20 protein-coding genes and 1 pseudogene are annotated in these 24,674 nt (G+C 59.6%); 11 read left to right on the top strand and 10 right to left on the bottom strand.

Annotated elements, in window-relative coordinates:
- Position 1: 1 nt before the first annotated feature.
- The 9 genes from ADIAG_RS21105 to ADIAG_RS20560 all read left to right on the top strand — a co-directional run bounded on the left by ADIAG_RS21105 (position 2) and on the right by ADIAG_RS20560 (position 8,107).
- The gene (locus ADIAG_RS21105; RefSeq protein WP_007273037.1) at positions 2 to 97 is read left to right on the top strand and encodes a DUF4113 domain-containing protein; all 96 of its coding nucleotides are present in this window, start codon (positions 2 to 4) and stop codon (positions 95 to 97) included.
- A gap of 702 nt (positions 98 to 799) precedes the next feature.
- Positions 800 to 1,408 carry a DNA-binding protein gene (locus tag ADIAG_RS18870; RefSeq protein ID WP_007273036.1) on the top strand — a complete coding sequence of 203 codons (609 nt, stop codon included), beginning with the start codon at positions 800 to 802 and terminating at the stop codon, positions 1,406 to 1,408.
- Positions 1,409 to 1,918: 510 nt separating this feature from the next.
- Positions 1,919 to 2,128, top strand: coding sequence for a hypothetical protein (locus tag ADIAG_RS21100; RefSeq protein WP_007273034.1), 210 nt, complete (start codon positions 1,919 to 1,921; stop codon positions 2,126 to 2,128).
- Between the two features lie 166 nt (positions 2,129 to 2,294).
- The gene (locus ADIAG_RS18855) at positions 2,295 to 3,122 is read left to right on the top strand and encodes a PDDEXK nuclease domain-containing protein (protein WP_007273033.1); all 828 of its coding nucleotides are present in this window, start codon (positions 2,295 to 2,297) and stop codon (positions 3,120 to 3,122) included.
- A gap of 103 nt (positions 3,123 to 3,225) precedes the next feature.
- Positions 3,226 to 4,488: a tyrosine-type recombinase/integrase gene (locus tag ADIAG_RS18850; protein WP_007273032.1), complete on the top strand. Its 1,263-nt coding sequence runs from the start codon at positions 3,226 to 3,228 to the stop codon at positions 4,486 to 4,488.
- On the top strand, positions 4,478 to 5,467 hold the full coding sequence (locus tag ADIAG_RS18845; RefSeq protein WP_007273031.1) for a tyrosine-type recombinase/integrase: 990 nt from the start codon (positions 4,478 to 4,480) through the stop codon (positions 5,465 to 5,467). Before ADIAG_RS18850 ends, ADIAG_RS18845 begins: the two co-directional genes overlap by 11 nt.
- A complete protein-coding gene (locus ADIAG_RS18840) occupies positions 5,464 to 6,486 on the top strand; it encodes a site-specific integrase (RefSeq protein WP_007273030.1) in 1,023 nt (340 codons plus the stop codon). Before ADIAG_RS18845 ends, ADIAG_RS18840 begins: the two co-directional genes overlap by 4 nt.
- A 128-nt stretch (positions 6,487 to 6,614) precedes the next feature.
- The gene (locus ADIAG_RS18835; RefSeq protein WP_051060015.1) at positions 6,615 to 6,875 is read left to right on the top strand and encodes a PDDEXK nuclease domain-containing protein; all 261 of its coding nucleotides are present in this window, start codon (positions 6,615 to 6,617) and stop codon (positions 6,873 to 6,875) included.
- Positions 6,876 to 7,171: 296 nt separating this feature from the next.
- Complete coding sequence (locus ADIAG_RS20560; RefSeq protein WP_007273028.1) at positions 7,172 to 8,107, top strand: MarR family winged helix-turn-helix transcriptional regulator; 936 nt, start codon at positions 7,172 to 7,174, stop codon at positions 8,105 to 8,107.
- A gap of 29 nt (positions 8,108 to 8,136) precedes the next feature.
- Here ADIAG_RS20560 and ADIAG_RS18825 read toward each other — a convergent pair whose 3' ends face one another.
- The 6 genes from ADIAG_RS18825 to ADIAG_RS18800 form a co-directional block, all read right to left on the bottom strand.
- Positions 8,137 to 9,066, bottom strand: coding sequence for a fumarylacetoacetate hydrolase family protein (locus ADIAG_RS18825; RefSeq protein ID WP_007273027.1), 930 nt, complete (start codon positions 9,064 to 9,066; stop codon positions 8,137 to 8,139).
- Entirely contained in the window at positions 9,038 to 10,261 is a 1,224-nt protein-coding gene (locus ADIAG_RS18820) for an FAD-dependent monooxygenase (protein ID WP_007273026.1), read from the bottom strand. The genes ADIAG_RS18825 and ADIAG_RS18820 overlap by 29 nt, the downstream gene beginning before the upstream one ends.
- Positions 10,258 to 11,313 carry a cupin domain-containing protein gene (locus tag ADIAG_RS18815; protein WP_007273025.1) on the bottom strand — a complete coding sequence of 352 codons (1,056 nt, stop codon included), beginning with the start codon at positions 11,311 to 11,313 and terminating at the stop codon, positions 10,258 to 10,260. Before ADIAG_RS18815 ends, ADIAG_RS18820 begins: the two co-directional genes overlap by 4 nt.
- 24 nt (positions 11,314 to 11,337) lie before the next feature.
- Positions 11,338 to 12,663, bottom strand: coding sequence for an MFS transporter (locus ADIAG_RS18810; protein ID WP_051060013.1), 1,326 nt, complete (start codon positions 12,661 to 12,663; stop codon positions 11,338 to 11,340).
- Positions 12,664 to 12,833: 170 nt separating this feature from the next.
- The gene (locus tag ADIAG_RS18805; protein WP_007273023.1) at positions 12,834 to 13,844 is read right to left on the bottom strand and encodes a PDR/VanB family oxidoreductase; all 1,011 of its coding nucleotides are present in this window, start codon (positions 13,842 to 13,844) and stop codon (positions 12,834 to 12,836) included.
- 36 nt (positions 13,845 to 13,880) lie between these two features.
- On the bottom strand, positions 13,881 to 14,975 hold the full coding sequence (locus ADIAG_RS18800) for an aromatic ring-hydroxylating dioxygenase subunit alpha (RefSeq protein ID WP_007273022.1): 1,095 nt from the start codon (positions 14,973 to 14,975) through the stop codon (positions 13,881 to 13,883).
- A 319-nt stretch (positions 14,976 to 15,294) separates the two neighbouring features.
- Between ADIAG_RS18800 and ADIAG_RS18795 the strand changes: the two are divergent.
- Positions 15,295 to 15,733: pseudogene (locus ADIAG_RS18795) on the top strand (ATP-binding protein); the annotation flags it as partial.
- A 1,190-nt stretch (positions 15,734 to 16,923) separates the two neighbouring features.
- Here ADIAG_RS18795 and ADIAG_RS18785 read toward each other — a convergent pair.
- The 4 genes from ADIAG_RS18785 to ADIAG_RS18770 form a co-directional block, all read right to left on the bottom strand.
- Complete coding sequence (locus ADIAG_RS18785; RefSeq protein ID WP_007273018.1) at positions 16,924 to 18,138, bottom strand: GIY-YIG nuclease family protein; 1,215 nt, start codon at positions 18,136 to 18,138, stop codon at positions 16,924 to 16,926.
- Positions 18,135 to 20,117, bottom strand: a complete 1,983-nt coding sequence (locus ADIAG_RS18780; RefSeq protein ID WP_007273017.1) for a DEAD/DEAH box helicase — start codon at positions 20,115 to 20,117, stop codon at positions 18,135 to 18,137. Before ADIAG_RS18780 ends, ADIAG_RS18785 begins: the two co-directional genes overlap by 4 nt.
- Entirely contained in the window at positions 20,114 to 22,843 is a 2,730-nt protein-coding gene (locus ADIAG_RS18775; protein WP_007273016.1) for a DNA methyltransferase, read from the bottom strand. The genes ADIAG_RS18780 and ADIAG_RS18775 overlap by 4 nt, the downstream gene beginning before the upstream one ends.
- A gap of 474 nt (positions 22,844 to 23,317) precedes the next feature.
- Complete coding sequence (locus tag ADIAG_RS18770) at positions 23,318 to 24,430, bottom strand: hypothetical protein (protein ID WP_007273015.1); 1,113 nt, start codon at positions 24,428 to 24,430, stop codon at positions 23,318 to 23,320.
- Between the two features lie 18 nt (positions 24,431 to 24,448).
- On the opposite strand from ADIAG_RS18770, the gene ADIAG_RS21505 reads away from it, so the two are divergent.
- On the top strand, positions 24,449 to 24,640 hold the full coding sequence (locus tag ADIAG_RS21505; protein ID WP_152426227.1) for a hypothetical protein: 192 nt from the start codon (positions 24,449 to 24,451) through the stop codon (positions 24,638 to 24,640).
- Positions 24,641 to 24,674: the final 34 nt, after the last annotated feature.

The following is a 24,674-nucleotide window of genomic DNA, read 5'->3' as shown; positions in this document are numbered from 1 at the left end:
AATGAAGACCGGGCCCGAATGGACGATGCGCCGCGAGATGATGTCACCGCGCTACACCACCCACTGGGACGAACTGCTGACCGTGTACGCCAGCTAATTCAACTCCGCTGAATCCTTGTCGCCCATGGGTCATCGCTTCTTGTGCAGGGCGTGTGGAATCTCGTCTTTTACTCACGCACTCGTGTGAGTCAATGGGTAATACATCGTCTACTCCGTGCGGGATGCCGAGGGTTTGAGGGAGTCCCGGGCACTCGCTCGCTCGCACCAAAGAACCGGGCGCCCGCTGCGCGGTGCGGCTGTTGACCTGATCCGCCTTTCGGCGAATCAGGTGCCGGCCTAAAGGCCGTCCCCTTTTTTCGGTTGCTGTCCTTCGGAGTTTATGGCCCGACACCAAGGGCACAAGCCTCTTGCTGCGCTGCGGGGCCAAGCGCCCGAATCCCTTGATGATGACTTGCCGTGGCCGGCACCAGACCAGCCCCCAAGCAACCTGACTAATACGCCGACTCCGGGGACGCAGGCGATCAAACGCACCGGGTGTGTGTCTGTGTTTCCTGCAGGGTAGTCACCCTCCCCGGTGGATCGGCACCTGCGTGCGCGAAACCAGCGCCCCGTGATGACAAAGGACCGGGCGGTGGCGGCAGCGGCGCCCGCCGCACGACCGAGGACCTCCGCGGTTCCCGGTGGACCCCCACAAAGGCCCAGGCCCACGGCGAGCAGCACACGCAGGGATGGACACGTCGATAAATAGAAGTAATAGTAGTAGTAATATAACTATTATTTCTATCTCAGGAGAGTCTTCATGGAGCAGCACCCGACATCGTCACCGTCACCGGCGCAGCGCGCTGCCGACGCCAGCGCCGAGATGGACGCCGCCGGGGCGAAGGTCACGGTCTCGGCCGTCCGCGCCCGCGCCGGGGTCTCCATGGAAGCGGCGCGTCTGGGCGTCGAGCAGTGGCGCACCCAGTCCCGGCAGCCTGAGATCCCAATGCCTGAGACCGTCCAGCGGATCTTCGCTAGTGCCTGGGCCACCGCCGTCTCCGATGCCGATGCGCGTTACCAGTCGGACCGTGAGGCGGCCCGGGAACTGGTCGCCGCAGCCGCGGCGGAGGCTCAAGAGGCCGGGAAGTTGGTGGACACCGAAGCGGCGCGCGCCGAGGCCGAAAAAGAGCGTGCCATAGCCGCGGAACAAGAGGTGGCCCGGCTGCGGGGCCAACTCACCGAAGAAGCCGCCCGCCATCAGGGGGAGCGCCGGTTGGCCGCCGAAGCCCTGGAAACCGAGCAGACCCGCACCCAAGAGGCACGCGAGGCCCTGGCCGAGGCCCGCGGGGCCCTGGCCATCTTGCAGGAACAGGCCGCGCTGTACTGGAACAAAACCGAAACGCATAAAAAAGAGGGCATCAAAGAGTAAGTGTTACCGGATGCGGGACCATGGAGGTCCGGCAGGCCTTGCCGGGTTACGGATGCTGGGGTTATCTTGGCGGACGGTTAGGCGCGGGTGCGTTTTCCGCCTTGCAGCACGAATTCGTCCAGGGCTTCTATGCCTGCCGGTGCGATTTATATCTTGTGGCCTTGATGGAGACGCCGGCGCGTGAGCGCACCGCAGTGACCGTTACCTTGAGGTTCTCCGACTCCATTGCGTCGATTGGTGCTGCCGCATGATCCATTGGTGAATCGACCATCATCATCGGGCGCGAAGTAGTAAGAATCTTACTGAGATTATTACTACTGTCTGTTTGTCTTCACGCAGGCTTGGCCGTCATTGAGGCGCTGGGTGCCCCGCCGAGCTCGGGCAGCGCCGGACCGCCTTGGTGCGGGCACCGTGCTGGCTAGGCTGCGGCAGGTAGCGGGGGAGTTCCCTGTTGCCGGCGGGAGTCCCGAAGCTGTTGTGGAAGAGGGCCGTGGCGTGGAGGATGGCCCCATGGGCATGGAAGAAATCTCGCGCGCCCGGGAGCAAGAGCTTCACGGTCTGCGTCTTGATCTCAAACGGCAGATCGCCTCCACATCGTCGGGTACACCCCGTCATGCTGCCCTGGTGCAGCAGCTCGAGGCCCTGGACCGGGACAACAACGCAGCCCAGGACCGCTGGTTCAGGGACCTCACACGAGAGTACCCACTGCACGAATCCTGAGGATTCCTGCACAGCAACCAACGAGCGTGGCCATGGTCGGCGTGGGACCTGGCATTCATGGATATTGCGGCAACCGATGGCAAACAAACCCTTCCACCGCCAATTGTCCAGCCAGTGTCTGGACAATTGGCGACAGGGCATCGGTGACTGGAACTAGGGTTGAGGCATGACCCAGCTCGAACCGGATATTCCCGGCGACTATGCCGACGCACTGACCACCCTGAAAGATCTCGTACGGGAAGCCCAGTACAGGGCACAGCGCGTCGTGAACACCGCCATGATCGAGCTGTACTGGAACATCGGCCACACCATCCTTCAACGACAGCATGAGCAACCCTGGGGGAGCAAGGTCCTGGAGAGGATTGCACGCGACCTGCGTGCAGAATTCCCGCATATGAAGGGATTCTCCCGGACCAATATGTACAACATGCGCGCCTTCGCCGCGGCCTGGAGCGGTGAGGAACCAATTGTCCAGACACCGTCTGGACAATTGAGTTGGAGCCACAACGTCGCGCTGCTGAACAAGGTCGATGACCATGAACTGCGTCGCTGGTATGCCTCCGGCGCGGTTCAGCATGGGTGGTCGGTGGCCGTCCTGGAACACCAAATCCGCACGTCCCTGCACACCCGCACCGGTGCGGCCCCCAACAACCTCGAGGCACGGTTGCCGGGAGAAGGCACTGACCTGGCGCGGGAAGTTGCCAAGGACCCCTTGGTGCTGGATTTCTTGGGCCTCACCGAAGATGCCCATGAACATGCCTTGGAGGAGGCCATGACGCTGCGCCTGTCCCAGACCCTGGCAGAGTTCGGAGCGGGCTTCGCTTTCGTGGGACGCCAGTACCACCTCGATGTCGATGGGGATGACTTCTTCGTGGATCTCCTGCTGTACCACGTGCCTTCGGACCGTTACGTGGTGGTGGAGCTGAAAGCCGGCAAGTTCAAACCCGAGCATCTGGGTTATGCAGAGCAGGACGTTATGCCCTCCGCCGCGTGATTGGTGATGCTGCGTCGCTGGGGTTGATGGTAAATACATCGCATAACGCTCCAGTCTTGAGTTGTGGTGCATAAGCACCACGACTCAAGACTGGAGCACTGTTATGGAGAACCAGATTGATACAGTCGCCGACCTCGTGGGGACGATCGTCGCCGAGATGGATCGGCTGAACTATAAGCCGTCCGTCATCAAGCAGTACCGCATCGTGTGGGACAAACTGTGCACGCACTCAGGTGAGATGCCCGTATCGGATTTCAGTATCGAGCACGGCATGGACTTCTTGGAGGACGTGCTCCACATCCGATCTCACCCATTGAGTGAGTCGACCTCGCATCGGTGGATGAAGGCGATCTATGTAGTGAGCGACTTCAACCGGACCGGTGTCCTGACACTGCGCAAGCCCGGGCGGGAGTTTGTGTTCGCCGGCGCGGCCGCGGTCCCCTTCCAGACGTACGTGGACTCCATGGCGGCGAAGGGCCTGTCGGCGGCGCATATCCGCAACTCAAGCACTTATTTGGAGCGGTTGGCGGCGTTCTTGGATCACGCCGGGTTGGTAGATATCGCGGGCTTGGATCACGTGCATGTTCACGGTTTCGTCGAAAGCCTGGCGATCTACGAGCTGCCGACGATTTACCACACGGTGTGCGTCCTGCGCGGTGTGCTGTGCTACTTGCACGAGGAAGGCCTGGTCCCACGGGACCTGAGCCCGCTGGTGCCCAGGATCCGCTACACGAAGAAGGCCCGGATCCCCTCGGCATACTCCCGCGGGGAAGTGGAGCAGATGGTCGCCGCCATTGACCGGGACAATCCCCGAGGAAGGCGTGATTTGGCGCTCATCCTGCTGGCGGCACGGCTCGGGCTGCGGGCCTCAGACATCGCTGGACTGCGGTTCTCGAACCTCAAGTGGGAACAAGACGCCATCGAAATCGTCCAGCACAAGACCGGCCGGGTCCTGGTGCTACCCCTGCTCAACGACGTGGGTGAAGCCATCATTGATTACCTGCGCAATGCCAGGCCACACTCCGACTCCGAGTACGTGTTCCTTAAATTGAACGGCCCGTGCGAGCCGATGCGGCCGCTATCGATCCACGCAGTGGTCCACACGCGGTTGAAGGCCGCAGGTGTCGCGATCCCGCCGGGAAAGAAACACGGTCCGCACGCACTACGCCACTCGCTTGCCTCGGCCTTGCTGGAGAAGAAGGTGCCACTGCCGGCGATCTCGGCGGCGCTCGGACACTCCGACACCGGGTCGACTGCCGCCTACCTGAAGATCGATCTGGGACAGCTGCGAGGGTGCGCGCTGGACGTTCCCGGCCTTTACCAGGGATACCTCGACAGCCTGGGTGGTGGCGGCAATGAGGGCTGATGAGCAGGCGTCCTACTACGATTCCGTCTTCGCCGAGCATATGGCCGACTTCATCCGCTACAAGCGCGCACAAGGGCTGAGCTACTCCAGCGTGCCTTGGTCTTTGCGGGCGTTATCTAGGTTCATCGCGTCCACGGGTCACACCGACCTGGCGATCAGCCAGGAGCTCGCCGACCAGTGGTGCCGCAGGCGGCCCAACGAGCGTCACAGCACCCAGCACGGACGGATCGTGCACACCAACCAGTTTTTCAGCTACCTGGCCACACAGGGTGTCCCGGTGGCATTCCCACAGAGCCCAGGCCGTCGGGGCGGCCGAGAGCCATTCACCCCCTACGTGTTCACCCGACGCGAGCTGGACCAGTTCTTCGCCGCCTGCGACCGACTCGAAGCCAAATCGCCCTCGGTCATGCCGGTCCTGTTACCGGTCCTGTTTAGGCTCCTATATGGGTGCGGCCTGCGGGTCTCCGAGGCCCTGAACCTGACACGCGGCGATGTCGATCTCGAGAACTGCTGCCTGACGGTCCGTCATGCGAAATTCGACCAAGACCGCCTCGTGGCACTTGCTCCATCGATGGCCGGCATCATGCGCCGTTACGACGCCACCGTACCGCGGCTCTTCATCACTAACCGGGACACCTTGTTCTTCACCCACAAGGACGGCCGATCCATTGCTGCGGACAGCATTTATAGGTGGTTCAGGAAGGCCTTGTGGGCGGCGGGCATCTCGCACGGTGGTCGTGGTCATGGACCCCGTGTTCATGACCTGCGGCATTCGTTCGCCGTCTACTCGCTTAAAGCCATGGTTGATCGGGGTGCCGATCCCTACTGGGCGCTGCCAGTGCTGGCCACCTACCTCGGCCACGCGTCGGTTGCAGCAACCGGCCAGTATGTCCGCCTGATCCCGGACTTGTTCCCCGAAGTGACCGCCGCGGTGAGCGCCATCGCCTCACGAGCAATCCCAGGTGGCGATCCCGAATGAGCGCCCACGACTTCCAGCATTACCTTTCCGAGTTTCTCGCCCGGTTCCTCCCCGGTGAGGTCGGTGCAGCGAGGAACACCATCATGTCGTACCGAGACACATTCACCTTGCTCCTGAGGTACTGCAAGGCCCACGAGGACATCACCCCCGAACACATGAGGTGCGAGCTGTTGACCAAAGAGCTCGTGGAACGATTCCTGGCCTCGACGGAGACCGAGCGAGGCTGCGGACCAGCAACCCGCAACCAGCGACTGGCAGCGATCCGTTCATTCTGCCGCTACCTACAGGCCCGAGATATCGAACGGATCGGGCAATACCAGCGAGTGCTGTCGATACCTAAAAAGAAGACCAGCACCACCCCGCCCCACCACGTCTCGGTCGACGAGATCCGGCTGATTCTTGCTCAGCCCGACGCCAGCCGGCCGACAGGGCGGCGCGACCTCGCCCTGCTGGCGCTCATGTATGACAGCGGCGCCAGGGTCCAGGAGATCGCCGACCTGACCCTCGGGGACTTCCGGGCCGATCCACCGGCAACAGTCAAGCTCACGGGCAAAGGCAACAAGGTAAGAATCGTGCCGCTGATGTCCCCGACAGCCGCTCTGGTCCAGCGGTACGCTGAAGGTGCCGGGCTCACCGGCGCCGCCAGCAGGTCCCGGCCCCTGTTCCCCAACCGTGCCGGGAACAAGATGACCCGCACCGGAATCGCCTACATCCTCGACAAACACGTAGCCACCGCGAGGAAATCCGATCCTGCGATGCTGACGGAGACGATTTCGCCGCATGCCTTGCGTCACAGCAAGGCCATGCACCTGCTTCAAGCAGGGGTCAACCTCGTATATATCCGGGATATCCTCGGACACGCTGACTTGAAGACAACCGAGATTTACGCCCGCATCGACGGTGAGATGAAGCGACAGGCACTCCAGAGCGCCTTCACCAATCTCACCCCGCCCGATGCCATGCCCCTATGGCACCAAGACAAGGACATGCTCACCTGGCTGACCAACCTCGGACACTGACCCCACCGCGGTGGGACGTTATGCCAAGCCTGCTCTTCGGCAGTGGCTGTTAACACGCAAGTGCGAACGAAGAATTCGCCATAACGTCCTGCTGCGCATAACCTGCGTTATGTGCTGCTGCGCATAACCTGGGACAGTTGAACTTCTATGTCGCTGCCGTCGATGACATGCTCCGGTTGCCCCGGCAGGCACCGACGGTCGGGATCCTGGTGTGTGGGTCAAAGAACGATCGCACCGTGCGCTATGCCCTGGATGGTTCAACTAAGCCGTTGGCCGTGTCGTCCTATACGTACGAGGCTCTTCCGGTTGATGTGAAGGCGACCCTCCCGTCTCCGGATGCCATCACTGCAGCGCTCGAGCACGAACCGGAGACCCTGCCCGACACGTGATGACGTGGCGGGGTTTTATGCTTCAAGGAACCGCACGAAGCGGACGCCATATCACCGAGCCCTATTCAGCGGATTCTGCAAATAGGATCATTACAGTGGTTCATATGTGCGATTATCGGCGGCCAGCATCGAGGCATATGTGTATAGATGGAGCGGATCAAGTCATTTGGAATCCGAAGGGATGGCATGAGGCATGCGCTGTCCTGGCACTGTGCTGGACTACGCCCGGTCCTGAATTGCCGCGGTTCGGGGGACCGCATCGAGAATTAGTTGTCCAGGGGTGACAAAATGGGTAAATGACGAGGGATGCGACTTTATATATCACCCCAGAATTTTCGGCGGGTATTGAACCCCGCATTTCGATCGGGCACCTGATGCGCCGGGCCCAGCAGTTCAACACAAAATATTGGATTGACGAGTTCGGCAGCGAACTGACCGGTCCGCAGTATGCGGTGCTGGCAGCCGTGGCGCGGTGGGCTGGCATTGACCAGACGGGTGCCGGTGAATTGGCCTCTCTGGACAAGTCCACCGGGGCCGATGTGATCAACCGGCTTACCTCGATGGGCTGGCTGATTCGCGGTGGCGACACCGGGGACCGACGGAAGCGCGTGCTGAGTTTGAGCATGCCGGCCCGGGTGGCCTTGCGGGACATCACCCCTAGGGTGCAAGGTGTTCACGGAAAATTGCTGGTCGGATTCACGTCCGCCGATGCCGTGGAGTTCGTTCGCCTGCTGGCGAAGGTGGCGTATCGCTCCGCAACGGATGTTGGTCCGGAGCCGACGCAGACCGAGGCGGATGTCATCGGCATCTCCACCGCCCCGGGGCACTTGCTTCGGCGGTCCTTGCAAGTTCATACCCAGTTGTGGGGTGCGCTTGTCGAGGAGGATATGACCAGTCCCCAGTACGCCGTCTTGGCAACCTTGATCCGCCACGGAGAGATGGACCAGAAACGGTTGGGGGAACTTGCCTCCTTGGACAAGTCCGTTGTCGGTGATGTTGTGGACAGGCTGGCTCGCAAGGAATGGCTGACGAAGAACAGGGATCCAGCCGATGGCCGTCGTCGGATCCTTAATGTCTCCGATGAGGGCCGGAAGGTCATCCGAAGGGCCAGTCCGGGAGTTTTGCAGGTGCAGGAGTCCTTGATGGAACCACTTTCCGTGGAGGAATCGGCCGACTTGGTTCGGATGCTCACGTGCATCCCGGACGCAACAGGACCTACAACCGGGGATTGAGCCCCGGCAGAAGGTCCTGTTGCGCTTGGCTACTTGCTGTAGCTGGGGGTTTGGCGTACCGGGGTGATGGTTTCCGGTGGTTTTGGTCCGCGATTGGCCCCTCGGGTCGGGCACGACACCGCCCCGTCGGCGCTGACGATCACTTCGAGCTTGCCCAGTCGGGAAACTTCCAGGGCAATACGCTGGCCGTCGGCGACTTGTCCGATACCTGCCGGGGTGCCGGTGGTGATGACGTCCCCGGGCAGGAGCTTGGTCACCGAGGAGGCGTAGGCGATCAGCTCCGGGACTCCCCAGATCAGGTCGCTGATGTCGGCATCTTGCCGGAGGGTACCGTCAACCGAGCACTGCAGGGACAGTTGGTCCAGGTTGCCGATCTCGTCGGGGGTGACGAGGTACGGGCCCATGGGGGTGAAGGTATCGAATGACTTGCGGGTGGATCGGTCCTCTCCGCCCCGCATGGTCATATCGAGCAGGAGCGTATAGCCGGCGATGATGCTGGGAGCGTCCTGGACCGAGATGTGGGACGCGGCCGTCCCGATGATGATGGCGAGCTCGCCCTCCTGGTCGAACCGGCGGTCCGTGTAGGGGAGCTGGACGGTGCCGCCTGGCCCCAGCACGGAGGAGGGGGACTTCAGGAAGAACCCGAGGGCATCGATGTGCGCGTCCTGGTTCATTTCGGCTTGGTGGTCTCGGTAGTTCACCGGTGCCGCCACGATCTTTCCGGGGTCGGGGACCGGTGCGTCGAGGGTGATGGCGTCAAGGCCGAAGAGTTCGCCGGTGGCAGCCTTCGCCCCGAGCGCGGTGAGTTCGGTTCCGTACTGTGCCAGAATCCGGCGCATCGGGCTGAAACCCATGAAGTCGGGGGAAGCGGGCTCGAGCTCGAGGGCTCGGATCCCTTCCTCGGTTACAACTCCGGCGCCTCGGCGGCCATCAGACGTGGTAAAGCTTGCCAGTTTCATTGGATTGCCCTTTCGTGTTGTGCTCCGCTGGCAAGTAGAGCCAGTCGAATTCGGAATAGTCATCTGCCGTTCGCATCCGGAAGTAGCGGTTGCGCAGGGCAAGGGTGGTTTCGTCTCGGGTGTGCCATAGGGCCCCCCACGGCCGGGCCGCCCGTTGGCAGTCCGAGGCACGGTCCACTCGTTCGCTTTCATAGCCGCTGAATGCGCGTACGTGGTCGTGTCCCTCCTTGTCCAGGTTGTCCGCCAGCGACAACGCGTCCTCCAGTGCCTGGCATGCGCCCTGGCCCAGGTATTGGAGCATGGCATGGGCCGCGTCTCCGACCAATACCGTCCTGCCGCTGCTCCAGGTGGCGGAGGGGTCGCGGTCGCTGATGGGTGTGCCGCGGCCGGAATCGATCATGCCCACGGATCGGCGGACCGGTTCGCACATGTCCGCGAACATTTCGGCGAGTTCTTCCTGGGTCCCCCAGTCATCCCTGCCTTGGGCGAAACGGTCGGATTCGATCACTGCGACCTGGTTGTAGAGTTCCCCGTGGCGGACCGGGTACTGCATCAGGTGAAGTCCGGGGCCTATCCACAGGGCGACGTCCTCTTGGCTGATGAAGTCCGCAACGTGGGCGGTCGGCACGGTGCCCCGGAAGGCGACGTGGCCGTTGAAGACCGGCTGTGTGTCATCGATCAGGGTGCGGACGGTCGATTTGATGCCGTCGGCCCCGACCAGGATATCTGCGCTCCATTGGTCGCCGTCTGCGAAGTCGACGAGGACCTGGTCCCCGTCCTCGCGCACCGCGGCCAGCGTCCGGTTGTTGCTCAGTGTGAGGTTTTCTTCCTTTCGGCAGGCCGCCAGGAGAACATCGAGCAGATCCCTGCGGTGGGTGACGATGTAGGGGTATCCGTAGTGGTCGCGGAATTTTTCCCCGAAGTCGATGGTGGTGAGTTTCTCGCCGGTTGCCGCGTCGAAGATCACCCCTCGGCGGGGAACGACCGCGGTTTCCAGGACGCCGTCTAGCAAGCCCAGCTGGTCCAGGGCCCGGGTGGCGTTCGGGCCGAGTTGGAGCCCGGCGCCGATCTCGCCGAATTCCGGTGCCCGCTCGACCAGGTGCACCTGTCGCCCGGTCCTAGCCACGGCCAAGGCTGTGGCCAGGCCGCCGATGCCGCCGCCGGCGATGAGCATTTCCACATGGTTGTCGGTCATGACCATTCCTCCCGGAAGAGCTTGAGTGCATTGAGCACCGGTGCGTCGCTGGTGGTGAACAGGTCCAGGTCCTCGGAGCCCGCGTCGGCATGCACCGTGGTCCGTGCCCAAGAGGGAACCGCGATGACATCGCCGTGCTCGATATCGAATTCCTGGTCTCCGACGGTGATGCGGCCGCTGCCGTGCAGCACCGTGGTCACCTGGGTGCCGGTTTGGCGGTGGGTTGAGGTTGCGGTGCCGGCCGTGACGCGGCGCATTTGGCAGCGCAGTGTCGGCATGACGTCGCCGCCGCGGACCGGGTCGGTGAACCGCATGGTGACATCCGTCTGACCGGTGTGTGCGGCTTGCTGCCTGAGTGCGGCATCGGTATCGGCCCACCGGTAGGCCAGCAACGGCGAATGCGTGTCGCTGGGATTGGCGGCGCGGCCGGCGGGGACGAGTCCGGGGTGTCCGTAGAGCTGCTCGGAGGCCGACTGCAGGTCGGTCTTCGGCTCCACGTCCTCGCTGGGACCGTCTTCGAAGAAGACTGATTCCATGAACTCCACCATGGGCAGGTCCAGCACGTCGACCCACAGCATGCCCTTGTCGCTGGGGTTGTGGTGTTCGTGGAAGGTCCAGGCGGGCGTCAGGACCAGGTCCCCGGCCGCCATGTGCAGCGGGTCTCCGTCGATCAACGTCCAGACGCTTTCGCCTTCAAGGACAAACCTCAAGGCGGAAGGGGAATGCCGGTGGGCAGGGGCCTTTTCGCGGGGTCCGAGGAATTGGACGGCCGCCCACAGGGTTGCCGTGGCGTATGGGGCACCGTCGAGACCCGGGTTGGCGCAGGCCAGCACCCGGCGGTCCCCTCCCTGGTCGATCGGAACCAGGGCCCCGGCGCGTTCACCCAGGGCACGCATGTGCTTTGCGCGCCAACGGTGGGGAAGGGTGCGGGGTACAGGTTCGGGAGTCAGCAGGCCTTGCATGGCCCAAAGGGGCTGCAGGTTATGCTCGCTCATGTCTTGGTAGAGACCGTCGAGGTCTACTTCGGTGCTGTGATAACGGGCGGTGCTCATGGTGTCCTCCTTGTGGATTGGTGGTTATCGAATGGAGTTGGGGGCGTCGGCTGCCACGACGTCGGGTATGTTATCGGCGTCCTTTTCCTCACGCAGGAAGAGCAGGGCGACGAAGCTGAGCAGTCCCAGGCCGCCCATGTAGCAGGCGATCAGGACAGAGGTGCCCGTGGCGGCATACAGTGCGGTGGCAATCATCGGTGCGAACGCGCCTCCGATGATGGATCCGATCTGGTAGGCGACCGATGCGCCGCTGTACCGGATGGCGGGGGGGAACAGTGCGGCTACGAGGGCGGCCTGGGGCCCTGCCATCATGGCTATCGCCGAGGTTCCGACCGCGAACGCCAGCAGGATCAGCGCCGGGGATGCGGTATCGACCAGGGCGAAGAAGGGGAATGCCCAGATCGCCACCAGCAGCGCGCCGGCGAGGAATACCTTCTTGCGGCCCACCCGGTCCGCTACCTGGGCGGACACCGCGATGACGATGAACCAGACGGCGGCACCGCCGATGATCAGCCAGAGCATGGTCGTCTTGGACAGTCCCAGGACGGCGGTGCCGTAGGAGAGCATGTACACGAGGATCAAATAGCCCAAGGCGGGAGCCGCAATGGATGCCGCGCTGGCTAGGGCCAGGGGCTTGAAGTGGCGGGTGACGAGGGCAACCAGGGGCTGCTTCTCGACCGAACCGGTGTCCTTGACGCCTGTAAAGGTGGGGCTTTCGGTGATCTTGAAGCGCAGGACGAACCCGAAGACGATCAGTGCCGCGCTCAGCAGGAAGGGGAGCCGCCAGCCCCAGGCTGCGAAGGCCTCAGGGGACACCACGTTCACGACGACGATGAAAACCAGGTTCGCGAAGATGATGCCGGCCGGAAGCCCCATCTGGGCGAAGGAACCATAAAACGTCCGGCGTCCACGCGGTGCATGCTCCACGGACATCAGGACGGCCCCGCCCCATTCGCCGCCGACGCCGAAGCCCTGGACGAGGCGCAATACCACCAGCAGGATGGGCGCCGCGATGCCGATGGCCGCGTAGTTCGGCAGGAGGCCGATGGCCACCGTTGCTCCGCCCATGAGGAGCATGGAGATGATCAGCATGGACTTGCGTCCAACGCGGTCCCCGAAATGCCCCATGACGATTCCGCCAATGGGACGTGCCAGGAAGCCGACGGCGAATGTTGCAAAGGCAGCGAGGGTGCTCGCTGTCGGGTCATCGCCCGGGAAGAACTGTGGACCGAAAACCAGGACGGCGGCGCTGCCGTAGATGAAGTAGTCGTACCACTCGATGGTGGTGCCGATGAGGCTCGACAGGGCGACCCTGCGGGCCATGGAGGTACTGCGCGTTACGGTAGGCATCATTGATTTCCTAGCGGATAGAGGAGATTTACTCCGTATACAGAATATATGGATTCGAGCTATATTGGAAGAGCTGCCGGGATAACTATCTACTTTGTACTGACTTTCTACGTATCCAGAGAATGTGCAGAGAACCAGCTAGATGTCATTCCACCTGGACGAGACGTGTTTCAGGAGACGCCGATGGTGATGACCGCCGGGCCGGCATGGTTCGTGTCGGACCGGGCACCGGTGGCTGAGGTGACGGCGCGTGAGACGCAGCAGTTCATCTTCGTGCCCAGGCGCTGCTGGCGCTCGGAATAGAACACGTCGCGGTGGTCGATGGCACCGGAGAGCTCGGTGATGCGGACCTCGCAGAGTCCGCATTCTCCCTTGCGGCAGTCGAACATCATCTCCGCGCCCGCGTCCTCGAGGGCCTCGAGCATGGAGCGGCCCTGGGGCACCCTAACTTCGAGATCCAGCTTGGGGACGCGCACGATGAATTCCTCGGGGTCGTACCAGCCGCTGTTGCCGAAGGTCTCGTAGCGAAGGTTGGGCAAATCCAGCTCGCGCTCCACCCAGGTGCGGCGCACCGCGTCCATCAGCCGGATGGGCCCGCACATGTACAGTTCGGTGTCCGCATCCGCGCGGCCCACCAGTTCGGGGACCTTCAGCGAGGAGCCCTCGTCATCGACGTGCACCTCGAGCCGTTCGCCGTGCAGTTCGGACAATTCGGCCAGGTAGGCCATGGCGCTGCGGCTGCGTCCGACGTACACCAGCGTGTAGTCGGCCTTCAGCCGCTTGAGCACCGCAGCCATGTTGGCAACGGCTGTCACACCGATGCCCCCGGCCAGCAGGATGTAGCGCTGCGCGCCGACGCGCAGCGGGAAGTTCTGCAGCGGCTGGGTGATTTCCAGCTGCTGTCCCGCCACGAGCCCGTGCATGAAGATCGAACCTCCCCGCGAGAGCGGCGCCCTCATCACGCTGATCACCAGCCGGGTCCCGTCGTGGTTCGATTCCACCACCGAGTAGGAGCGTTTTGCCTGTTCCCCGTTGATTTCGACCATCAGGTCCACGTGCGATCCCGGTTCGGCCTTGAGCGGCAGGGAGGGTATGAGCACGATGCGTGCAATGCCGTCGGCCACCGGGATCTTTTCGACCACGGTTGCCGATTGCCAGGTTTCAATGTTTGTTGCTGCCATGGTCCTTGTCCGTATCCTTCGCTGTCCGTCTCCGCCTTAGGCGGAGGCGGCCAGACGCCCTTCGGCGGCCAGCATGGACTCGAGGATGCGGCGCACCCACATGCCGCCCGAGTCGATGTTTAGGTTGTAGAACTCGTAGTCGGGGTTGGCGTCGATGGCTGCCTGCTGAGCAACAAGCATTTCCTCGTCCTGGGCGAAAATCCTGGACACGCCCTCCCTGGTTTGGGTCGTCACCCGCTGGCTATCCAGCTTGAAATTGCGCATGAACGCCCAGAAGTAATGGGACGACCGCTCGGTCTCCGGGGTGACCGTGTTCAGGACATACCCGTTGACGCCCTGGCTGCGGTCGCCCTCCGGCGCGCCGGTGCCGGCCTTCGCCACCCCCACGTCAAGGCAGATTGTTGACGGGGCCTCGAAGGTGATGATCTGCCACCTATCGACATTCCCCCTGTAGTCGGGAAACCGCTCGCGCAGATACCCAGCCCACACAGGTGGAGCCTCGATGTCGGTCATCCACCGGGAGAGGGTGACCGTGGTGCTGGTGTGCGTCACCTCGAAGCCGGCCTGGCTCAGGGCATCGTTTCCGATGCTGCCCTCGTGGACGAATTCCTCGTGGGTCAGGTCCATGAGGTTGTCCAGCACCAGCTGGTAGTTGCATGGCGCATGGATGACCTTGCCGTCCCCTGCCCACCCCGGGTCATCCGCCCAATGCATGTCCGGCACCAGGTCCGGGTCTGCCAGTGTCGGGTCGCCCATCCAGATCCACACGTAGCGGTAGCGCTCCACAATGGGGAAGGAAGGAACGGTGGCGGAGGGATTGATGGTCTCCTGCGCCGGCATGGACACGCAGCGGCCCGCCGAGTTGTAGACGATGCCGTGGTACGGGCACTGGATCCCGTCCTTGCCCACAGTCTTGCCCATCGACAACGGCGCCAAGCGGTGCCAGCAGGCATCGGCCAGGGCCACGACCTGGCCGTCCTCGGTGCGGTAAAGGGCCACCGGGCGGTTGGCGATGCGGCGGGACATCGGCTTGCGCGTGACCTCGTGGTCCCAGCCGGCCACATACCAGGCGTTCAGCGGGTGGGGCAGGACCTTGTTAGTGGTGGAGCTCGTGGACTGCACTACGGTCACGGTGGTTCCTTTCTATCTGCTCAAAAGCAGGATGGGCATCCTCTCCAGCTCAACATCGGGAGCTGGAAAAGCGGAGGATCAAAAAGCTTGTGACCCACATCATAGGCATGGAAAGAAGGGAAAGGCCACTATTTTCTTGAATTACTTGTACGTAGCTTCACTGAGACTTCCCCTGCGTCCCAAGTCTTTTGGCAATATTCTTTATACATACTAGTTTTTTCCCGGGAAGAGCGGGAGGAGAAACAGCAAGCGGGGGAGCGCACACAATCCGCGGAGGCCAAGAATGGGTTTCCGGTTGCCGACCGAACCGTGAGGAGCCGGCCTGGGTCGGGCGGCGGTCGCAGCCGGCTACCGCGTCTATTTCACCTCCGCGGCCGAGCTGGCGGCCCGCTGCCACAAGGGCGCCATCGAAGGGCACTGGTCATCCACCATGCGTTACTACTCGGGGCCAACGCTCCTGGTCATCGACGAACTGGGCTACCTGGCACTGCCGGGCGAGGCCGCCTCGGCCCTGTTCCAGGTCATCAACCAGCGCTACCTGAAAACCAGCATCGTGATCACGACAAACAGGCCGGTGGGATTTGTGGGGAGAGATCCTGGGCGACACCACCGTCGCCGCGGCCATGCTCGACCGGCTGCTGCACCGTTCCGTGGTGCTGAACCTTGACGGGGACTCCTACCGGCTGCGTAACCACCACGACGCGGCAGAGCAACTCCGGAAGGCGACTACCGGCACCCCGGCAAACCTGCTAACTTAGCTCACGCGGGCTGGGTGAAACCGGTGAGCAGAACTAGGGAATTTCCCTGAGCGCCATCACGAATACGCTCTCCCTCACCCCGCGGCCGGGAAACAACGCCGTATATACCTCGGCCTCCGACATCTCGGCGACGTCATCTCGGCGACGTCATCCCAACCAAGTCCTGCCAGCTCCGCCGCATCGAGGACCGCCTGAATGCTGTGCCGGGATATCTTATGGGCAGACTCGATCGCCCGTCGCGACAGGCTCTGGTTACGCAGCTGCAATACCAACTTCGCCTTGATCTTCCGTACCATTGCCGGTACTCCTTCCACCATGTGGCCATCACATGGTGGAAGGAGCCTTGCAGTTGGTGCCCAAACACGCCAGCGGTGGTGCTCAAGCACACCAATCGCCCTATCGGACGGCGGAGCTCACCCGCACCACAAGTGGAGCCCACAGGGGCCAATATTCAGTTGACTTGGGAGGGCGATTGTTCCACCCGGAGCCCGAGGCGGGACGGTGCGTCACACCGGACGATCTGCCCTCAATGGTCAAAACCCGCCGCTGGAGTCAAAGGAGATCCGTCAGTTCAATCGCCATCCGAGAACGGTATGTGTCCTGTCTCAGTATTGTTGGCAATAATCTCATTGGACTTGGCAAGATACGGATTACACGGTTTGTCTCATTCAAGTTGGCAACGCGGAGGCTTCGAGGTCAATGTTGCTGAACCAGAATGATTCCGTGCACATGCTGGGCAATTTTGAGATCGGTCCAGTCGAATCGGCGGTATCCGTGCGCCTTTGCCAAGTGCAGTCCAGCTGACTGCCCCACACGAAGGATACGGAATTGCCAACTTCAGTGAGACGAAACGGGCAAGTTCCGTCTCATTGAAGTTGGCAAAACCCCAGGTCAGCGTTGTCAACAATATTGAGACCGGACAGTGCGCTGCTACGTGTGAGGCGGGCCTACACAAAGCGCCAGGAAAGGATCGCTTTGCAACCACCCGGTGAACTTCACTGGAACCTCAAAGCCCAAACGGAATACGTGCAGCGCCTGATGGGGTCGATGTTTGGGGTCGGAGGAACCTGACCCGGATAGCCAGTAGGAGAGCGGATTCATGTCGGATGTGCTGTTATCGGCGGTTGATCTCATTTTGACGTGAGAGGAACGGTCACTAGGACCGCCCCTCTCAACCCTGCTGGATACCGTCAGTTAGTCTGGCCCTCGCGAGGAACGAGCTTCTCTTGTTGTGAGGCGTAAACGTAATCGACGATTTCACCTGACATGATCATGCTGATCGCCTGGTTGATCACGTTCAGCGGCACCACAAACCATTCAGAAGGATCGTAATTCTTGCCCCCACGATCTACCTGGGTAACGTCCAAACGAACCGAAGAGAACACCCGATGCAGTAAGTGTTCCAACGCCGAAGCACGCAAGTTATATGCCCTGTAGTCAGCGACGATTTCCACCGGTGCCATCAAATAAGTCGGACTGCCTGCGGCGTTAACGATTCGCTTCTCAACCGTGGTCGTACTGAACCCGATTTTGTACAAATTCTGAATCGATGACACTTGTGGATCGTCGCTCAGCGAGCGAAGCACATAGACGTGCCCTGACTCTTCATCAGCATCACCCACCTCGGAAGAGTCGTGTCCGGTCCGAACAATAGCTTGCCCATCGCCTTCATGGAGCCGGATCGAAAGAGACTGCCTATACATGGATGATTCAGTGCCGTTTTCGAAGATGACCCTCAAACGTTGCTTCGGACGTGCTTTGCCACCGACTTCGAGCACGGTAGTTTCGCCTACTTCGGCCACGAAAAGCATGACACCGTTCAACACGAAGAAGTTTCCGGAGTCAATGGTGTGCGCGCCCGGGAACTGGATCAGCTTGAAAGTTCCCTGAGCTAGTTCGGCATGCTTTGCCTTGAACAGTGGTTCGAAGGCTTCGAACCCTACGGCTTTCTTGCGTTTAGCAACTGAGTCCGGAGTGTCGGCAGTCCGCCGCTGGGGCAAAGCAGAAACGTCGAGAAGCCCAAGATCATCGTCCAGCAAGTCGAGTCCGCCACCATTGAGCAGATCGTCCAATGACTCCGGCGCTTCGGGGAATTCGAGCAACCCGAGATCGTCCAAGGGCTTTAGCACAGCGATTTTTTCTTCGCTGGCCAGAATTCCTTCAAGCCGTGCACCGAGCTTTCGTTCAGCGATGTCTCGTGTGCTCGAGCTTGGCAGACGCCCCTGAGCCTTGTTGAACTCAACGATCTCCAGAAAAGCGCGCTCTAAACGGCCCTGGGCAGTGATCTTCCTAGGCTTCTCAGGTGTATCAAGAAGTCCATCGAGATCTGAGTCAATCAACGATTGAATGTCTAAGACGGGCTCAGCTGTACCTGTTACTGGGTTCTCGTTGCCTAGTTCGCTCATGCCTCGTCGACCATCTGTGTTGCCCGCTGGTGTGCCAAAAGTTGCTGTTTCTTCCGTTGCAGGAACAACAGCGTTTCAGCGTACCTTTTTTCGTTTGGATCCTCGCTGCGCACATCCGGCTTACGGCCGTTAACCTTGACCCACGCCTGAATCTTGGGCCACAGCAGCAGTGCTTCTTGCTCCGATATTTCTACCCGGGTCGCGGTGATCGTGTCCGAAATGATTCGGAGCACGTTGGGCGTGACTGATTTGCTCATCACTTCGAAGGCCCGCTGGAACGGGTTGACCGAGTCGATGAGATTGATGTCGATGTCGTCTATGTTGACGAACTTTTCAGCCATCTTGATGAAGCGTTTGTCTCCGACTTCGCGAACCTCACCGTTTTTGATGACGGAGTCGACCACAACCTGCTGACGAACCTCTTCTACTTGGGCATCCGACAAATCCGGGTATTTCTCCCGGATGATCTTCGGGATGAGTACCTTGTTGGTCGTTTCCGGATCGAGGCTACCTGCTGCAGCCTTGGCGAACGTATCGTCTTGCAGAATCGTTGCCTTCAGATCATTCAAATCTGTCTTGATGATCTGCTTCACTCGAGGTGTTGATGGTTCTTTGAATCCCTTGATTTTCAGTTCGCCAGGCTTTGGTGCATCGTCGTTGCCGCGTTTGGTTTTGAACGTGAAGTTCGGTGCGAGGACCTGTTCCATCAGCAACGATGCAGTGATCGCCTTAAGGATGTTGTTGACGGAAAGCTTCACTTCATCGGTTGCCGCATCAGGCTGAGCAATCAGGTTAGTGAACTGGGCATGGGTCTTTCCCTCGCTGTCGCGGGTGACTCGGCCGATGATCTGGATAACCTCGGTCAGTGAAGCGCGATAGCCTACGGTGAGGGCGTGCTCGGCGTAGGGCCAGTCGAAGCCTTCCTTGGCCATGCCGAGGGCGATGATGATGTCGACCGCGTCGCGGTTCTTCGAGGCCGTGTGTGCGAGGTAGTGCATCGTGTCGCCGCGTTTCTTCTGGTCGGTATCGTCGACCAGGTCGGCCACAAGCACGATCTGGCCGGTGTCTCTCCGCCGCACGCTAATGATTCCCGTGTCAGCATCGGTCTCTTCGACATGCCCGATGGCATCAATAATGAAGCCGACTTCTTCAATCTTGTCCTTGGTGGACTCACCCGAATTTACGCTCGGGATGTGCACAATCGTCTTCTTATCGAGGTCAAGGACTTCCTCGATGGCCTCGGTGTACCGGCCCTGGTAGAAATGGTGGCCAATGCCCAGTGAATGCAGGTGTGCGTAACCGTTGAGCTGGTCGTAATAGTTGAAAGTGACCGGAGTGAACTTGGCTTCGTCTTCTGGGGACAAGACCGGCACGGAGTCACCACGGAAGTAGGAACCGGTCATTGCGACGATATGCACGTCCGAACCGTTCATCACATCGCGCAGCAGTGAGCCCAGACGCGAGTTCTCAATATCGGCGGAGACATGGTGGAACTCATCGATAGCCAGGACGGTGCCGTTGAAAGCCTCGGGAGCAAGCCTCTCGAAGGCGAACCGCAGCGTCGCATGCGTGCACACGAGTACTGCATCAGGGCCTTCGAGGAACTTGATGAACGCATTGACCTTACCAGCTGAAGAACCAGCATCACAGAGGTTGTGTCCATCCTTGATTTCCCAGTCCGCCCAGAACCCAAACTTACTGAGATTCGTTGGCGCAAACGATGCGCCAATCGAGCGTTCCGGCACGGCGACGATGACTTTTTTACGATTCTGGTTGTAGAGCTTGTCGAGCGCAACAAACATGAGCGCACGGGACTTACCCGAGGCCGGGGGAGCCTTCACCAACAAGTGTTGGGCCTCGCGCTGGGCGAAGACACGCTGCTGCATTTCGCGCATACCCAACGCATCTGTATTCACCGAGGCCTTCGTCTGGGCATAGCTGACGTTGACGATGTTCACTGGTTTTTTGATTGCGTTCATTTGGCTACAGTCTTCCTCGAAGTGCGGGTCTTCTTGACCGAAGCTTTCGCAGCTTCCTCAGCGGTCATGCGTTCGTACATTGCAAACAAATCAGACAGGCGTTGTTCATCAGTCTCGTATGGCTTCTTGGAATAGATCGAGTCCACCAGAGCGTCTACCTCAGAATGAGCTTGGCGGAGGTCTTGTGGCATGCTTTCAGGGTCGTAAAGCTCGGCGAGAGTATGTTCGCAGTGATACTCGCGTACATCCAGCACGCGCAATGCCGCGACCGTGAGTTTCTCTTTCACCGCGGCTGAGAGCGGTGGGACCGGGAAATTGTTGTAAACAATGTATGCACCGTAACGAATGCGAGTCTCAAGCTGACCGCTAACAGCTCTCAGCCACACATTGTGCATCCTCGAAGTAAGCAGCGAAAAAATCCACGGCTCCGCGTCGTAGACAGTATTCGCAAGGTCTGAAACAACAGTTTCTGGACCAAGGAATCCCATTGGAACATATTTTCGTCGCTCAGATGAGACCCTAGGGACAACGATGGAATTCGTTGGACGGTAGGCCATCTGTTTGAATCGGTTTGGGTGCACAGCAAAGTCGGCGGTGGTGGAGGCAACACTTTCGCTTCTCCACTGCGCGACCGCATCAAGTCGTCGCTTGATGAGAGGGATTTGGTAGGCGAATTCCAACTCACTATCTGCAATCCAAAAACAGTAACGTTCAATATCATTAATAAATTCAGCTGAACCCATATAGCGCTTGATAAGCTGTTCTGATCGATGATCAGATGCCACGATTTCGGCCCGTTCTCGGGCCCCAAAAATCAAGTGTCCACCATCTTTAGGCATTGATCCCAAAACCATTCGAGGAAGAGAAGGACTAAGCACGCTCGTTCGTCGGTACACGAATACCGAAGGAGCATCGGTGAGGTAACCATTAATATTGGTTGCCTCAATCTGAAGACCGTCAGTGAAGATGTACTTTTGACCTGTGCGTTCCATACGAAGGTTGATCACGACTACAGAGACGCCAGCATTGCGCTTAGCGTTGTTCTCCCATTTGAACGAGGTGTAGGCATATCCTATTTCGATGCCCATGGTTAAGACCATTGGAAACATCAGACCGACGTGCTCGCCCTGGGCTACAGAGTTCGTGGAGACAAACGACAGCTCCGCTCGCGTTCCCTCAATATAACTGGCGCCTTTTACGAACCAGAGCGCGATGTAATCAAGGTCCTTTGAATAGGGCCGTTTGCCGAAGACGAATGGATAGTCGGCTTTCATTTCCTTACTCTGCGATTTTCCGCCCTTATATGGGGGATTGCCGATCAGGTAGATCTCGCCGCCTTCGTTCGGGCAGACCGAGTTCCAATCAACGCGAGTAGCATTGCCCTGGGCAATTTGGCCGGCTTCCTTCAGCGGGATCAGTTCGATCCTAAGATTGAACTTCTCGAAGAACTCTGCATTCATCTGATGCTTAGCAATCCATAACGAAAGGATTGCGACTTCTACGGCGAAGTCATCGATCTCGATGCCGTAGAAGTTCTCAACATTGATACGTGAATCTAAGGATATTCTCTGATGCTTAACGCTTAGATTTCCAAGACGTTCCAGGATCGCGTGTTCGAGGCGGCGCAGTTCCTTATACGCGATCACCAAGAAGTTGCCCGAGCCACATGCAGGGTCAAAAATCTTGATCTCACTAATCCGGTCAAGGAGCTTCTCAAGCTGTGGAACTGAGTTGTAAGCGTTATCGAACTTTTCTTTAAGCTCATTAAGGAAGAGCGGTTCAATAGTCTTCAGAATGTTCGGTACAGAGGTGTAATGCTGGCCAAGATCCGAGCGTTTTCCTGGTGTGACGATCGCTTGAAACATCGACCCAAAAATATCCGGGTTGATCTCCCTCCAAATCAAAGAGCCAGCCTCGATCAAAAGGCCGCGCGCCTTCTTCGTGAACTGAGGAACGGTCTGCTCATCGGACGTGTGAAATAGCCGGCCGTTGACATATGGGAACGAAGCCAGGTGGGCCGGCTTTGCCGAGGCGAACTGCGTATCCAACGCCGTGAACAGATCGTTGAGGAATCCAGCAACGTCGGAGCCATCAGGCTGCGTATGCGTCCCGACCGCGTTGGTGAACTGGTTCTCTGTGAAAATACCGGTGTCCTCGGCAAAAAAGCAGAAGAGGAGCCGGGTAAAGAACGTGTTCAGTGCGTGACGGCCAGTAGGAGTATCAAATACGTCGGGGTTCGCTTGGAGGAGCTCGTCGAAGAGTTTGCCCATGCGCTCCGCGGCTTTGACATCGGCGTGCGCTTCGGCAACATACTGTGCCTTTTCCATCCCGGCCCACGGGAGGAAGAACACGAAATGCTGATCAATGTCGCGAATGGGAATCATCAGATTCTCATTCGTCTTGATATCGATCGCAACCAGTTCAACAAAGTCGGTAACGATGACGAATCTGGTGTTGTAGCGAACTACTGCAGGCGAAGTACGAAGTTCCTCAATGACAGCCAGAGGGTCCTCGGTGGTCTGCTTGAAGTAAACCACGTTCTTTTGGGCTACCTCGGTTGACGGATCTTCAGCAACGTTCAATGAGCCATTGCGCAACCGGGTGATATTGCCCTGAGCCCGACCATAGGCAGTGAGCAGGTCGAAAATGAAATCCCGGGTGTAGGTTTCTTGTCCTCCGACGGGAGCGACGCGCTCTTCGATGGTCTTGAGATTGAGCTTTACCAATGCGACTCCTTCTACCGAGCGCGATGGCTCGGTCCCTCTGCACACCCCAATACATTGGTAGATCAATAGGCGCTACGAATGACGGCGGGCATCCCTCGAATCTTATCCGGTCGGAGATGATCGGATGGGATTCTGTGGCGTCATCTCGGTTAGGTCTCCGATGAAGGTATCTATTTAGTGGTCGAGACTAATCAAAAAAATCCCGCTTCGCCTCGTCGACGTACCCTCAAGACCGAGTCAGCGCCACTGACTCCTACGTCTTCGCGACCTCTGTTTAATTGAATTAAGAGAAATGATGTCTCAACAAAGGGTTCTTTGATGAGAGGGCAGCGAGTACTTGGGAACTTTCTCTGGTCTGACGGTTTGATCCTGGCAGCTCGTCGCACCAATGTGTCTCAGGGAGTTCGGTCGCGGCGAAGGCGAAAACAGCCATAGACGAGATACGGGCTGGCTATCAGGAAAGTTGCAGCCCGCTTATGGAGTTCGGCTCCTTCGCGAATTCGGGCCACCTTTTGTTTTGGCGCCGTTCTGAGCGCCTGCCTTGCGGGCCGGGGCCCGCAGCATGCGCACGATGGAGCGTGGTGGCCGCTTCGATTTGTCAAACACCTCATCTGGGAGAGGCGACCAATCAAGAGGATAGTCAATCTGACGCGGGGGGCCTGTCACTGGACCTGCCACGGCTCCGGCAATGGTCCACAGCGATTTGATGATGCTGATGCCGACAGCAGCGATGGCTAGGTTGGTTGCTGGATCTGAATTGTCGGTCCGTAACCGGATGCCTGGCTCGCACCCTCCTTGCTTGATGAGCTCCATGTATGAGATCGATGGGCCATTGATGATCGGGGTTCCGGCGTTCCACTCCTCATTGGTCAGTGATTGATGAGGCTCAATATTGGTAAGGAACGAGTATTCGAGGTCTGCCCTGGGGGCGACGGCCGCCCCGTGCTTGAGTTGGTTATTGCCCTGGGCACCGCCGAAATGGTCATCGGAATAGAAACGTGCGAAGTGGGATAGCCACTGCGTAACGAACAGAATATGTTGTTCAAATTCAACTAATGCTTCGGGATCATCGCCCAGTTTGAGCTCCGGTGGAAGGAGAGTCTCCTTTACTTTCAGAACGGCTTCTTCTCGAAGGAGTTCCTTGATGGGATCGCGGAGTTGCCGGGGATCTTTCATGTTCAGCAACACCAGCATCGGGCTGGTCCCTAGCTTTCGGCTTTTCGCTGCCACATACAACCTGAGCACGGTCTCAATGACGTGCTGCATCAGGGTGTAGGACTCGATTGAAGCCATGGTCGTTGAATCGAGAGTGTCACCCGGAGGGTTGTCAAGGTCAATTTCCTTGCCCATCAGTGTGGCGTATTGGTTGAACAGGTTCGTCGGATCGTCGGTGTGCCAGTCGCGCACTTCCTGGTGGGCGGTGTCCGCAGTCTTGATGATCTCCCAGAGGCGGCGTTCAAAATACTCCGCGGGGCTGATGCTGAAATAGTGCTCGGAAAGCTCCCTTTCTAGTCCTGCGGCGTTATTCTCGTCGACGGGGGTCAGCGGCACGGCAATGCCGATACTGAAAGGCTCGTTGGGTTCCATACTGTAAACATAGTGCCCATGCCACACTCCCCACCGGATGCTGGGTGGCTGCGCAGCAGCGAGCGCAGCGAAATCGAAGACTTCCGCGAATTCCCGGTATTTGGTGGCTTCGACGTGGCCGTTCTTAGTACCGGCGGCATAGAAAGCTTCGCCCTCGTCGAGGCCATGATGTCGGAGACACGCAATGTACCGATATGCGCGTGCCCCTGACCTCGTCGATTAAGTTCGTCTCCGACCGCTGTCT

Origin of the sequence: Paeniglutamicibacter gangotriensis Lz1y (genome assembly GCF_000348945.1) — a bacterium.
Lineage (GTDB): Bacteria > Actinomycetota > Actinomycetes > Actinomycetales > Micrococcaceae > Paeniglutamicibacter > Paeniglutamicibacter gangotriensis.
The sequence above is the reverse complement of the archived record's forward strand: the minus strand, read 5'-3'. Positions and strand labels throughout refer to the sequence as shown.

Coding starts and splice junctions, on each gene's coding strand:
- ADIAG_RS21105 (WP_007273037.1), top strand. CDS start 2: ATGAAGACCGGGCCCGAATGGACGATGCGCCGCGAGATGATGTCACCG.
- ADIAG_RS18805 (WP_007273023.1), bottom strand. CDS start 13,844: ATGGCAGCAACAAACATTGAAACCTGGCAATCGGCAACCGTGGTCGAA.
- ADIAG_RS18870 (WP_007273036.1), top strand. CDS start 800: ATGGAGCAGCACCCGACATCGTCACCGTCACCGGCGCAGCGCGCTGCC.
- ADIAG_RS18845 (WP_007273031.1), top strand. CDS start 4,478: ATGAGGGCTGATGAGCAGGCGTCCTACTACGATTCCGTCTTCGCCGAG.
- ADIAG_RS18840 (WP_007273030.1), top strand. CDS start 5,464: ATGAGCGCCCACGACTTCCAGCATTACCTTTCCGAGTTTCTCGCCCGG.
- ADIAG_RS18780 (WP_007273017.1), bottom strand. CDS start 20,117: ATGAACGCAATCAAAAAACCAGTGAACATCGTCAACGTCAGCTATGCC.
- ADIAG_RS18815 (WP_007273025.1), bottom strand. CDS start 11,313: ATGAGCACCGCCCGTTATCACAGCACCGAAGTAGACCTCGACGGTCTC.
- ADIAG_RS18850 (WP_007273032.1), top strand. CDS start 3,226: ATGGAGAACCAGATTGATACAGTCGCCGACCTCGTGGGGACGATCGTC.
- ADIAG_RS20560 (WP_007273028.1), top strand. CDS start 7,172: ATGACGAGGGATGCGACTTTATATATCACCCCAGAATTTTCGGCGGGT.
- ADIAG_RS18820 (WP_007273026.1), bottom strand. CDS start 10,261: ATGACCGACAACCATGTGGAAATGCTCATCGCCGGCGGCGGCATCGGC.
- ADIAG_RS18810 (WP_051060013.1), bottom strand. CDS start 12,663: ATGCCTACCGTAACGCGCAGTACCTCCATGGCCCGCAGGGTCGCCCTG.
- ADIAG_RS18770 (WP_007273015.1), bottom strand. CDS start 24,430: ATGGAACCCAACGAGCCTTTCAGTATCGGCATTGCCGTGCCGCTGACC.
- ADIAG_RS18855 (WP_007273033.1), top strand. CDS start 2,295: ATGACCCAGCTCGAACCGGATATTCCCGGCGACTATGCCGACGCACTG.
- ADIAG_RS18825 (WP_007273027.1), bottom strand. CDS start 9,066: ATGAAACTGGCAAGCTTTACCACGTCTGATGGCCGCCGAGGCGCCGGA.
- ADIAG_RS18785 (WP_007273018.1), bottom strand. CDS start 18,138: ATGAGCGAACTAGGCAACGAGAACCCAGTAACAGGTACAGCTGAGCCC.
- ADIAG_RS21100 (WP_007273034.1), top strand. CDS start 1,919: ATGGGCATGGAAGAAATCTCGCGCGCCCGGGAGCAAGAGCTTCACGGT.
- ADIAG_RS21505 (WP_152426227.1), top strand. CDS start 24,449: ATGCCACACTCCCCACCGGATGCTGGGTGGCTGCGCAGCAGCGAGCGC.